This window comes from Cellulomonas sp. H30R-01, assembly GCF_010119915.1.
In the GTDB taxonomy this organism is placed as follows: Bacteria; Actinomycetota; Actinomycetes; order Actinomycetales; family Cellulomonadaceae; genus Cellulomonas; species Cellulomonas algicola.
On the sequence record NZ_CP048210.1, the window covers coordinates 389479 to 401549 of the forward strand.

General features: G+C 74.6%; 9 protein-coding genes and 1 tRNA gene. 4 read left to right on the forward strand and 6 right to left on the reverse strand.

Annotation, left to right across the window (positions count from 1 at the left end; all coding sequences use genetic code 11):
* Positions 1-13 precede the first annotated feature (13 nt).
* Together GXP71_RS01725 and GXP71_RS01730 are read right to left on the reverse strand one after the other, a co-directional pair.
* Complete coding sequence (locus GXP71_RS01725; protein ID WP_238402559.1) at positions 14-457, reverse strand: hypothetical protein; 444 nt, start codon at positions 455-457, stop codon at positions 14-16.
* A gap of 47 nt (positions 458-504) precedes the next feature.
* On the reverse strand, positions 505-1125 hold the full coding sequence (locus tag GXP71_RS01730) for a DUF305 domain-containing protein (protein WP_162351241.1): 621 nt from the start codon (positions 1123-1125) through the stop codon (positions 505-507).
* A 152-nt stretch (positions 1126-1277) separates the two neighbouring features.
* On the opposite strand from GXP71_RS01730, the gene GXP71_RS01735 reads away from it, so the two are divergent.
* Both GXP71_RS01735 and GXP71_RS01740 read left to right on the forward strand, forming a co-directional pair.
* Positions 1278-2009, forward strand: a complete 732-nt coding sequence (locus GXP71_RS01735; protein WP_162351242.1) for a response regulator transcription factor — start codon at positions 1278-1280, stop codon at positions 2007-2009.
* Complete coding sequence (locus GXP71_RS01740) at positions 2006-3127, forward strand: HAMP domain-containing sensor histidine kinase (protein WP_162351243.1); 1122 nt, start codon at positions 2006-2008, stop codon at positions 3125-3127. Before GXP71_RS01735 ends, GXP71_RS01740 begins: the two co-directional genes overlap by 4 nt.
* Positions 3128-3156: 29 nt before the next feature.
* On the opposite strand, the gene GXP71_RS01745 is transcribed toward GXP71_RS01740, so the two are convergent.
* Positions 3157-3828 (reverse strand): DUF6803 family protein, encoded by a 672-nt coding sequence (locus tag GXP71_RS01745; RefSeq protein ID WP_202924314.1) that lies wholly within the window; start codon positions 3826-3828, stop codon positions 3157-3159.
* A 264-nt stretch (positions 3829-4092) separates the two neighbouring features.
* Between GXP71_RS01745 and GXP71_RS01750 the strand changes: the two genes are divergently transcribed.
* Positions 4093-5097: a LacI family DNA-binding transcriptional regulator gene (locus tag GXP71_RS01750; RefSeq protein WP_202924315.1), complete on the forward strand. Its 1005-nt coding sequence runs from the start codon at positions 4093-4095 to the stop codon at positions 5095-5097.
* Positions 5098-5574: 477 nt separating this feature from the next.
* Positions 5575-6216, forward strand: coding sequence for an NADPH-dependent F420 reductase (locus GXP71_RS01755; RefSeq protein WP_162351244.1), 642 nt, complete (start codon positions 5575-5577; stop codon positions 6214-6216).
* 71 nt (positions 6217-6287) lie between these two features.
* Here GXP71_RS01755 and GXP71_RS01760 read toward each other — a convergent pair whose 3' ends face one another.
* The 3 genes from GXP71_RS01760 to GXP71_RS01770 form a co-directional block, all read right to left on the reverse strand.
* Positions 6288-10937 (reverse strand): multicopper oxidase domain-containing protein, encoded by a 4650-nt coding sequence (locus GXP71_RS01760; protein ID WP_162351245.1) that lies wholly within the window; start codon positions 10935-10937, stop codon positions 6288-6290.
* 275 nt (positions 10938-11212) lie between these two features.
* Positions 11213-11285, reverse strand: a tRNA-Arg gene (locus tag GXP71_RS01765).
* 53 nt (positions 11286-11338) lie between these two features.
* Positions 11339-11992: a FadR/GntR family transcriptional regulator gene (locus GXP71_RS01770; protein WP_162351246.1), complete on the reverse strand. Its 654-nt coding sequence runs from the start codon at positions 11990-11992 to the stop codon at positions 11339-11341.
* Positions 11993-12071: the final 79 nt, after the last annotated feature.

A 12071-nucleotide genomic window follows, 5' to 3' on the forward strand; every position in this document is an offset into this window, starting at 1 on the left:
GCCGTCCGCGCCGCTACGCGGTGTGCACGTGCGCCGGCGTGTCGCCGTCGTGCGCCGGGGCGTCGTCGTCGGCCGTCCCGCGGTCGATCACGAGGTCGCGGAGCGCTGCCGGGGGAGGGCCCCCGCCAGGACCCCCCTGGCGCAACCACTCGGCGAGGGCCGCGGTCGGCCCGTCGCCGGCCAGTCGTTCGAACCACACGGGTGCCACCCCGGCCCGCCGGCAGTGCGCGGTCGGGCGTGCCACGACGACGTCACCGCGCTCGCACTCGTCGAGGCAGTCGACGAAGGTCAGCCGCGCGACGCCGCCCTCCGCGAGCCGCCGCAGACGCTCCGCCTGGCCGCCGGGCAGGTCGTCGACGCCGTCGAGCGTCTCCCCGGCGCACAGCGCGCACGCGGTCAGCCCGGGCAGGCCGGCCTCCGCGGGGCTGCGGTCGGCGGGGAAGTCGTCGTGCGGCACCGGAAGACGGTACGTGATCGCGCCGGTCGCCTCCTCGTCACCGCTGCTCACAGCGTGGCGAGCAGGTTCTGCATCTCGGTGATCTCGGCCGTCTGGTCGTCGACGATCGTGCGCGCGAGTCGCATCGCGTCGGGGTGCGTCCCCTCGGCGAGCTCGGTCTCCGCCATCGCCACGGCACCGCGGTGGTGGGCGATCATGAGGTCGAGGAACGCGCGGTCGAACGCGACCCCGTCGAGCCCGTCGAGCGACCCCATGGCCTCGTCCTGGCCCATGCCGTGCATGTCCATCCCGCCGTGGTCCATCCCGCCATGGTCCGTCCCGCCGGGCGCGTCCTCGCCCCAGGCCGCCAGCCACCCGCTCATCAGCGCGATCTCCGGCCCCTGCGCGTCGGCGATGCGCTGCGCGAGGTCGCGCACCTCCGGCGTGGCGGCGCGGTCGACGGCCAGCCCGGCCATCTCGATCGCCCCCTCGTGGTGGACGACCATCATCTGCGCGAACCACGTGTCGGTCTCGTCGTGCCGGGCGTCGAGGGGCTGCGTGGTGCTCGTCGTCGCGCGGTCGGGTCGGGGGGCGGTCCCCGCCGGGGCGCCGCCGCCGCACGCGGCGAGGGTGGCGGCGAGGGTCAGGGCGGCTGTCGCGCAGGCGGCGCGACGGACGGTGGTGCTCACGGGACGGGTCCTTCCGGGTGCGGTGCGTGCCTCCGAGGGCCTCGGTCGACCGCCCGGAGACGGCCACTGTCGCTCGCGCGCCCCGCAGGGCGGCTCGTCGTCGGATCAAGGTTCGATGAAGGTCGCGGGTCCGGCGGGTCGCGCCGGACAAGATGGTGACCGTGACCACCGCGCCGCCCGCCCCCGCCCGCCGGGCCGTCGTCGTCGACGACGAGGAGCCGCTCGCGCGCCTCGTCGCGGGCTACCTCGAGCGCGACGGCTACGCGACGACGGTCTGCCACGACGGTGCGCTCGCGGTCGACGTGCTCCGTGAGGTCGACCCCGACCTCGTCGTGCTCGACCTCGGCCTGCCGGGGCTCGACGGCGTCGAGGTGTGCCGTCGGCTGCGCACGTTCTCCGACTGCTACGTCGTCATGCTGACCGCGCGCGCCGAGGAGGTCGACACCGTCGTCGGCCTGTCCGTCGGCGCCGACGACTACATGACCAAGCCGTTCAGCCCGCGCGAGCTCATGGCGCGCGTCGCCGCGCTGATGCGCCGCCCGCGGCGAGCCGCACCGGTGGCGGCCGTCCCGGCCGGGCGGGTGCTCGTGGTCGGGGACCTGCGGGTCGACGTCGACGCGCGCGAGGTCGACCGCGGTGGCGAGCCGGTGCCGCTGACCCGCACCGAGTTCGACGTGCTCGCGGCGCTCGCGGAGCGCCCGGGACGGGTCCTCAGCCGGCGCGCGCTCATCGACCTCGTGTGGGGTCCGGGCTGGGTCGGCGACGAGCACCTCGTGGACGTCCACGTCCTGCACGTGCGGCAGAAGCTCGGCGACACCGCGGAGGCGCAGCGCTACGTCCGGACGGTCCGCGGCGTCGGGTACCGGATCGGGGCGGGCGCGTGACGGGCGACGCGCGGCGCGGCGCGGCGGCGTGGGGGCTGGGCGCGCTGCTCGTGGGTGCGCTCGTCGTGGTGCTCGCGACCGCCGCCGTGACGGCGTGGCTGGTGGCGGCCGCCGTCGGGCCGGGCCTCTTCCACGAGCACATGACGAGCGCGGGCATGGCCGACCACGACGCGGCCGTCGTGCACGCCGAGCAGGCCTTCCAGGACGCCGGCACGGTCTCGCTCGCGCTCGCTCTCGGCGCCGCGGCGCTGGTCTCCGCGGTCGTGGGCGTGGTCCTCAACCGCCGCATCGGCCGGTCGCTGGCCACGGTCTCGACCGCCGCCGCGCGCGTCGGTGCGGGCGCCTACGACTCGCGCGTCCCCGAGCCGGGTCTCGGCACGGAGTTCGACGACCTCGCCCGGTCGTTCAACGCGATGGCGGCCCGCCTGCACGAGTCCGACCGGCTGCGCGCCCGGTTGCTCGCGGACGTCGCGCACGAGGTGCGCACGCCCGTCGCGACGATCGCCGGCTACCTCGAGGCGATCGAGGACGGCGTGCAGCCGCTCGACGAGGACACCCTGGCCGTGCTGCGCGAGCAGAGCGCGCGCCTGACGCGCCTCGCGGACGACCTCGCCGCCGTGACGCGCGCCGAGTCGGGCGACCTCACGCTGCACCGCGAGCCCGTCGCCCCCGCCGACCTCCTGCACGCGGCCGCCGGCGCGGTCCGCGAGCGCGCCGCCGTCGCGGACGTCGAGGTCGGGCTCGACGTGACCGACGGCCTGCCGCCGGTCGCCGTCGACCGGACGCGCCTCGCACAGGTCTTCGACAACCTGCTGGACAACGCCCTCCGGCACACCCCGCCCGGCGGCCGCGTCGTGCTCGCCGCCACCCACGAGCCCGACGGGCAGGTCGCGCTGCGCGTCGCCGACACCGGCGAGGGCATCGCGCCCGAGCACCTGCCGCACGTGCTCGAGCGCTTCTACCGCGTCGACACCGCACGCGACCGCGGCCACGGCGGGTCGGGCATCGGGCTCGCGATCAGCAGGGCGCTGGTCCAGGCGCACGGCGGGACGCTGACGGCCGCGAGCGACGGGCCCGGCGCGGGCGCGACGTTCACCGTGACCCTGCCGCCCGCCTGACGCCGAGCCCGCCGCCCGGGCGCGGGCGCTCAGTGCGTCATCCCGGCCATGCTCGAGCCGTCGTCCATGACGTGGGTCGGCTGCCAGCCGAGCACGCCGGGGTCGAGCATCCCCGCGATCATCGCGACGTGCGCGACGACGAGGAACAGCCCGACCAGCGTCGCGTGGACCTTGAGGCGGTGCTCGTCGTCCCAGCCCGCGCCGACGGCCCGCGTCTCGAGCAGCGTCATGCCGGCCAGCGGCACGATCCCGAGCAGGTAGAAGCCGACGGCGATCACGTCCGCCGGCCCGCGCCAGCCACCGGACGCGGTGAGCGGGACGACGGCGTGCTTGGTGAGGTAGACGACGACGCCGAGGAAGTAGAACCCGGCGACCAGGCCCGCGTACCGGTTGAGCGCGGCGACGACGGGCGAGACCGGCCGGCGGAACAGGATGGCGATCTCGGAGACCGCGATGGTCTCGGCGAGGATCACGGGGACCGCCATGAACAGCAGCAGGTTCCACGGCTGGTTCGCCGCGAGCAGCCCCATGTAGTGCGTCGACCCCATGTCCTCGCCCGCGGGCCACGGCGGCAGGGTGAGCGCCACGGCGGCGACGGCCAGGCTGACGAGCGCGACGACGCCGGTGCGGAGTGCACGTCCGCGCGCGACGTCGGGTGCCGGACGCGTCGGCCCGGCGGTGGTGGGTGCGGTGGCGACCATCGAGGTGTCCTCCCGTGCGAGCGCCGGGCTCTCCGGCGCGGGACCACCGTCTCGGCCCTCCCCGCACGTCCCGCTCACGATCGGTCAAGAACCGATGAAGGCCGCGCCCGCCGCCCTGGCCGCCGGACGGCGCCGGGACCTCGGACCCACGCCCCGACGTCGTGGCGCGCGCCGCGCCGACGTTGCCGGACGTGGCCGCGACCGCCCGCTAGCGTGGAGGTAGCCGCCGGGAGGAAGCCCGGGCGCCGTCGACGAGGAGGGGTCGTGGGCCGCCGTCCGACTCTCGACGACCTGGCGCGGCGCGCCGGCGTCTCCCGCACAGTGGCGTCGCGGGCGGTCAACGGCGAGCCGAACGTCTCGCCCGCGAAGCGGGCCGCGGTCGCGCGCGCGGTCGAGGAGCTCGGGTTCGTACCGAACGCGACGGCCCGCGCGCTCGCGACCAACCGCGCCGGTGCCGTCGTCCTCGCGGTGTCGGGGGACGACCCGGCGCTCGTCGCCGACCCGTTCTACGTCGAGGTCATCGTGGGCGTCGCGGGCGTGCTGGAGGAGGCGGACCTCGACCTCACGCTCCTGCTCGCGGCCTCCGACCGCGGGCGGGCCCGGCTCGAGCGTGCGCTGCGGTCGCGGCGCACCGACGGCCTGATGCTCATGGCGACGCGCGGCGACGACCCGCTGCTCGCGGTCGCGCGCGCGACCGACAGCCCCGTGGTGCTCGGCGGCCGGCCGCTGCACGGGGACCCCGGCCTGTGGGTCGACGTGGACAACGAGGACGGCGGCCGCCGCGCGGCCGAGCACCTGCTGGCGACGGGTCGCCGGCGGGTCGGCATCATCACGGGCGGCGACCAGCTGCGCGCACCCGTCGACCGCCGCCGCGGTGCGGAGGCCGCGCTCCGGGCGGCGGGTGCCGACGTCTGGGTCGAGGACGGCGACTTCAGCGCCGACTCCGGTGAGCGGGCGACCGAGCGGCTCCTCGAGCGGCACCCCGACCTCGACGGCGTGGTCGCCGGCTCGGACAACATGGCGGCGGGCGCGCTGCGCACCCTGCGGGCGCGCGGCCGGTCGGTGCCGGACGACGTGGCCGTCGTCGGGTACGACGACCTCCCCGTCGCGCAGCAGACGGACCCGCCCCTGACGACGGTGCGCCAGCCGATCCGACGCTTCGGCGCCGAGCTCGCGGCTGCGCTCGTGCAGGCGACCGAGGGGCACCCGGTGGAGCCCGTCCTGCTCCCGACGACGCTCGTCGTGCGGGGATCCGCTCCTGCGTCGTGAGGGCTTGACGGCTCTGACATGCGCGCAGCACCATGAGGACGCGCCGCACTGGAACCGCTTCCAGTCCGGCCGCTCAGCACCGGCCCGACCGCGCCCTCCGTCCGGTCCTGCGCCCTCGTCCGTCGTGGGCGCGCTCCGGTGCCGAGTCCGACGGGCGCGTGCCGGCGCCCGAGGGGAGGAAGGGTCGGGCGGCGGGGGCACCCGTCGCCCGACCGCCCCGCGACGACCGTCAGTAGCGCGTGTACCGCACCCAGTCGTAGGTCGCCGTGCGCTGACCCTTGTACCGGAACGGGCCGAGCCAGTCGTCGACCCCGACGCCGGGCCCGCCTCGGGTCCATCGACCGGTCGCGGCGGGAGCCCGTCAACGGTCCGACCGGCCGGGCGACCGTGAGTCCCGGCGCGGCGCCCCCCGAGTCCGACGGGTGGACGCCTCCGCGGCCCGGGAATGGCGACCCCCGCGGTCGGATTGCACCGGACATGACCACCTACGGAATCATCGGCGCCGGTCACATCGGCAGCCAGGTCGCCCGCGCCGTCATCGGGCTGGGCCACGACGTCGTCATCGCCAACTCCCGCGGGCCCGAGACGCTCGACGCGCTCGTCGCGGACCTCGGCCCGCAGGCGCGCGCCGCCACCGCCGCGGAGGCGGCCGCAGCCGCAGAGGTCGCCGTCGTGACCGTGCCGCTGCGCGCGATCGCCGACATCCCCGTCGAGCCGCTGGCCGGCAAGGTCGTGCTCGACACCAACAACTACTACTGGGAGCGCGACGGCCACGTCGAGGCCCTCGACCGTGGCGAGAAGACCACGTCCGGCCTCCTGCAGGAGCACCTGCCGACGTCCAAGGTCGTCAAGGCGTTCAACCACATCGGCGCCCCGGACATCACGACGGACGGGCACCCCGCGGGCAGCGCCCGGCGCCGCGCCCTCGCCACGTCGAGCGACCACCCCGAGGCCGTGGAGCACGTGACGGCCCTCTACGACGCGCTCGGGTTCGACACGGTCGACGTCTCGCCGCTCAGCGAGTCGTGGCGCGTCGAGCGCGACCGCCCGGCCTACGTCGTCCGCCAGAACCGCGCGGAGCTGGTCGAGAACCTCGCCCGGGCGCCGCGCACGATCTGACGCCGTACGCGCCACGACGGGCCGGGAGCATGCCCCCGGCCCGTCGTGCGTCGCGCGGGCCTACGCCGGCGTCACGGGGCCGCCGGGACTGGCTGCCACGCCGACCACGACGTGCCGAGCGCGTTGGTCGCGCCCACGCGGACGTGCCACACCTGCCGGGCGAGGTTGCCCGTCGTGTAGGTGGTGCTGCCCGCGGGCCGTGCCGACGAGCCCGTGACCGTCGTGCCGTCCGCGCTCCACTGGACGGTGTAGCCGGTCTCGCCGGCGACGTCGGCCCAGGTCACGGTGATCCGTTCGTTCCCTCCCTGCCGGGCGGCGGTCGCCGCCGGTGCAGGGGCGGGCGGCGCCGCGACGGTCACGGCGACGGGGTTGCCGAACGCCGTGCCGGCGACGTTCGTCGAGGCCACCCGGTACGAGTACGTGCTGCCGAGCGCGGCGGTGGTGTCCGTGGACGTGCGCACGTTCGCCGCGGTCGTGCCGGCCTGCGTCCACGTCGTGCCGTCGGTGGACCGCTGGACGACGAACCCGGACTCGTTGCCCGAGGTGTCGGTCCAGGCGAGCCGCACGCCCGGTCCGGCCTGGAGCGACGCGGTGAGGCCGGTCGGTGCGGTGGGCGCGTTGACGCCGACCGCGGCCGACACCGACTGCACGGTGCGGGACGGGAACGCCCCGCCGTAGCCGACGGTGTTGCGGGCGACGACCCGGTAGAGCGCGGCGGCCGACGCGCTCGACGTCGGGTCCGTGAACGTCCGGGTGCCGTGCGTGTTGCCGGTGAGCGGCTGGGCGACCGTCCCGACGGCGGCCCACGTCGTCCCGTCCGTGGAGCGCTGGACCTGGAAGTCCGTCTCGGTGATCGAGGCGTCGGGCCACGTCACGACGATGCGCGCCCGGTTCCCCTGCCCGGTCCTCGTCAGCGTGGGCGCCCCTGGTGCGGACGGCGGCAGGGCGAGGCTGACCGGCCGCATCATGTCCATCTCCTCGTGGGACAGGATGTGGCAGTGGTAGACGTACTCCCACCCGAAGTTCACGAGCCTGTTCGTGACGGCCGCGGTGGGGTTGCCCTGCACGTCGACGTTGTTGAACATCGCCGTCGAGCCCGTCGGCATCATCGGGTTGAGGTTCCGGACCGAGTTCGGCACCTCGAACGGCACCTTCGGCACGACCGGCCGCAGCGCGACGATCGTGTCCTCCAGGGGCGCGATGCGCACCGTGTCCTTCCACCCCAGCTCGTTGGCGTCGGCCGGGATGACGATGTTGTCCCACGTCACGCGGTTGACCAGCTGCACGTCGTACAGGTGGAAGTGGATCGGGTGCGTGTCGACGCCGTTGTGGGTGACGCGCCACACCTGCGTGCCGTCCGCGGTGCTGGAGATCGGGGTGACCTTGACGTCCCCCGTCGGCAGGCTGGTGCCGTCGATGATCTCCGTGGCCGGGTTGACGTACGGGTAGAGCGTGACGTTCTGCGCACCCGGTGACGGCGGCTGCGCCTCGACGCCGAGGTTGGCCTGCATGCGGCCGAACTCGTCGAACGTCGTCGCGTTCATCTCGTCGTGGATCGCCTTGGGCTCGAGCCCGATGGTCGACTTCGTCGACTGCGCCCGCAACGTGTTGAAGCCGAACGTCGTGGTGTCGTTGACGCGGACCAGGCCGTCGCAGCGCTGCAGCGCCGACCCCTTGGCGTTGCAGTTGCTGGCCGTCGGGAAGCCGCTGCCGTACGCGGTGTTGTAGGCGGCCTGCCCGACGATGATCGGGTGCTGGCCGGACTCGAACACCCCGGTGCCCTGCGCGTTGTGCTTGAACGCGTTCTGCAGGCGGGTCAGGTTGAGCGCGGGTGCCGGAGCCGTGGCCGAGACGGTCACCTGCATGACCGTGCGGGTGTTCGGGCCGTACCCGGGCAGGATCGTCGGCGCCCCGATCGGGCTGAGGTCCGGGCCACCCGTGTAGTAGTCGTACGACGGCACGCGTGCCGGGAACGCCGCGGGTGCGTCGTTGTAGAGGATCAGCGTCCGGCCGGCGAACGCCGAGAAGTCGACGAGGACGTCGGCCCGCTCGGCGGGCGCGAGCAGCAGCGAGTGCTGGTCGACGTTGCCCACGTCGAACCGGGTCGGGTCGGTGATCCACGTCGTGGGCTGCTGGCCGTCGATCACGGCGGGTGCGGGCAGGAACCCGCCCTCGCTGGCGATCTGCACCCAGTCGGGGCCGTACGTGCTGTTCTTCGCCCCGACCGGGGTGGGGAACACGGTCGGGTCGGTCTGCGCGGCCTCGAGCTCGGCGGGCTTGAGCGCGACCTCGGTCGTGCCGTCGCCCTGCGACGGGTCGGCCACGCACCACTGGAAGTTGAAGAACCGGTCGTTCGCGGCGTTGAGCACCCGCAGCCGGTACGTCTTCGGGTCCAGCGTGACCTTCGGGTAGGCGACGCCGTTGACGATCGGGGTGTCGTTGAACTGCTCCATCCCGACCGACACGTTCGGCGTACCGGGGATCTCCCGGGGCTCGCAGAACGGGTCCGTGTCGTACTGCCAGGTGGCCGGGTCGTCGAGGTCGCACGTCGCGTCGTAGTACGGGTTGTCGATCGGGCCGTACGTGGTCGCGGTGGCCGGTGGCCAGAACCACGGACCGTACATCCAGCGCCCGAACGCGCTCATGCCGGACGGGTCGCCCGGGTTCTGGGCGGGCATGTAGACGTGGTGGTACCAGAAGCTGCCCTTGGTGCCCCACCGCGCGGTGTCCCAGGTCGGGTCCTGCGCGGCGAGCTGCGCGGCGCCCGGCACGAACGTGCGGTCCTGGACGATGAGCGGCAGCGTGTCGCCCGCCCCGGGGATCGTGCCGCTGTCGACCAGCGCCTGCTCGGTCGGGTCGGTGATCGCGTAGCCCGCGGCCTCGCCCGCGTACACGTTGAGGCGCGTGATGCCCCACGAGTGGTCGTGGTAGAACATCAGCCGCGCGCTCTGCTGGTTGGTGTAGTAGAAGGTCTGGCACCCGTCGTCCGCCGCGGCGCAGACGTCCCCCATGTCGGGTACCTCGCTCACCGAGACGCCCTGCGGCCACCCGGTCGACTCGCCGGCCGGGGTGATCCACTGGTGCGGCGTGCCGTCGCTGATCCACGGCGTGATGCCACCGTGCAGGTGCAGCGTCGCCCGGTTGTCGGCGAAGCAGCCGTCGGGCTTGGGGTACTGGGTGCAGTCGGGGTTGCGCACCTCGTCCGTCACGGTGCCGAGGTCGGCCGGCGCGGCCGTCTCCATCGGTCCCGTGCCGGAGCCCATGAGGCTGGAGTCGGTCGGCAGGAACAGGTCGCCGTCCGCCCCGGTGGGCAGGAGGTTGCGGAAGACGATCCGCACGGGGCGGTCCTTCGTGGCGCCGATGATCGGGCCCAGGAACTGCGGCCGGGTCACCGCCAGGTACGGGTTCCCGGCGGGGTCGACGACCGGAGCGGCCGTGCCGTCGAGCAGCTCGTTGACCAGCGGGACGTGCTGGGACACGTCGGCGTTGTCGGCCGTCTCGAGCTGGACGTACCCGCGTGTGAGCGTGGGCGGCAGGTCGGACGAGAAGGTCGTGCGGTACTGGACGAGACCGAAGACGTACTCGTCGGCCTCGACGCCGGCATAGGTCTTCGCCTCCGGGACGGCGAGAGGCAGGAACTTCGCGGCGGGGTCGGTCGGGCAGCCCGCGCCGGCGGGGTCGCAGGGCAGCGGCAGCGCGTCCTGGAACTTGCGCATCCCGACGGTCAGGTAGCCGGTCCCGGGGTCCGTGACGTCGATGCCGGTGACCGCGCCGACGTCGGTGCGGGCCGTGGCCGTCGCGCCGTCGCCGGTCCCGACGGGGTCGGTCACCGTCACCGTGGGCGTCCCCGTGTAGCCCGCGCCGAGGTCCTGCGCGGTCACGCCGGAGAGCTGCAGCGTCGTCGTCGCGACCGCGGGGGTGGCGCCGGCGATGGGGTCGAACAGGGTGCCGTCGTGGATCGCGACGCCCGGTGCCTCGGTGTAGCCGGCCCCCGGGTCGTCAACCACGATCGCGGTGATCGTGCCGTTCGAGTCCATGCCGTCGACCGCGTCACCCGCGGCGACGGACGGCACGTGCGCCTTCGCCTGCCGCCCGTCGGGCAGCGCGGGCAGGTCGAAGTCGACGGTCGGCATGGTGTACCCGGCGCCGCCCTCGGTGATCGTCACGGCGTCGACGCCGCCGGACGCGAGCGCGGTCGCACCCGTCCCGCCGCCGCCGGCCACCGCCACGGCGAAGCCGGAGTAGCCGGCGCCGGCCGCGGTCACGGTGTAGCCGGTGACGACGCCGCTGGTCGAGACCGTGGCTGTCGCGACCGCGTTGCCGTCGCCACCGGCGATCGTGACGGTCGCCCCGGTGTAGCCGGAGCCCGCGTCGGTGACCGTGATCGCGGCGATCCCGCCCGTGGTCGGGTCGACCGTGGCGGAGGCTGTCGCGCCCTCGCCGTCGCCCGTGACGGTGACGGCGGCGTCGGGCAGCGTGAACGGGCTGTTGGCCCAGTTCGGGTACGGGCCGAAGTAGTGCGGGACGACCGACTCGTCCGTCGGGCCGGCGGGAAGGGCGGTGACCGGGGAGCCGGCGCCCGCGGCCGCGTCGGCGGCCGGCCCGAGACCTCCGAGGGCGACGACCAGCGCGGCCGGCGCCGTGAGTGCCGCGACGCGTCTCCATCGACGGCTGCCGACGGTGGTCCTGGCGCGGGCCGACGGGGCGCGGTGCGGTGACATGGGGCCCTCCTGTCGAGCGGGCACCCGGGGCCGGGTCGCGACCCAGGGGCGGCCGGCCGCCCGTCGGGGTCGCGGCATCCAGGTCGACGACGCACCCGTCGTCGGTGACGGGTGCCCCTTTCGGGACGGTTCCACCACGTTTGCACCGACGACTCACAGGCTTCAGGGACTTACGTCCCTGTCCTGGTCGCGCGTCCTGCTCGGACGGCCGGCGGTCCGCGACGCGGCGGGACGACGAAGGCCGCCCCGCGCGATGCGGAGCGGCCCTCAAGGGGTGCGCCCGATAGGATTCGAACCTACGACCTTCTGCTCCGGAGGCAGACGCTCTATCCACTGAGCTACGGGCGCATGGCTCGCACGCAGACGTGCGGGCCGGAAGCGAGCGCCAGCGTATCAGCCCGTCAGGCCTCGCCGAGAAACGCGGACAGGTACCCCGACGTCTCCGCGACGGCCCGGCTGTCGTCCCCGGCGACGATCGCCTCGACCAGCCCGTCGTGCGCGTCGCCCCCGTGCGTGTCGCTCACGAAGTTGAACCGGATGTTCTCGCCGATCGCGTCGAGCAGGTTCTCGTACAGCGAGACCAGGACCGGGTTCGCGGCGGTCCGCACGATCGTGCGGTGCAGGTCGAGGTCGGTCACGACCATCTTGTCGAGGTCGCCGGCCTGGTAGGCGGCGGCGCGGGCGTCGCGTGCGTCGAGCAGCGCGGACGCGTCGGTCGCGGTGCGGCGACGTGCGGCGAGCCGGGCGGCCTCGACCTCGAGCGCGCGGCGCACCTCGACGACGTCGCGCTGCCGGGCGTCGGCGATGTGCCGGCCCATCGTGACCGCGAGCTCCGAGCTGGACAGCACGTACGTGCCGGATCCCTGCCGGCGCTCCAGCAGCCCGGCGTGCACGAGCGACTGCACGGCTTCCCGGACCGTGTTGCGGCCGACGCCGAGCAGGTCGACGAGGGCGGGTTCGGGAGGGATGCGCGAGCCGACGGGCCACTCGCCCGAGGTGATGCGGCTGCGGAGCGCGTCGACGGCGGTGTCGATGAGTCCGGGACGTCGCGCCATGCGTCAGGTCGCCTGTCCGTGCATGGGCGAAGTCAACACCGACGGGTGCCCCCACGCCACCGTTTCGGCTGGTCGGCGC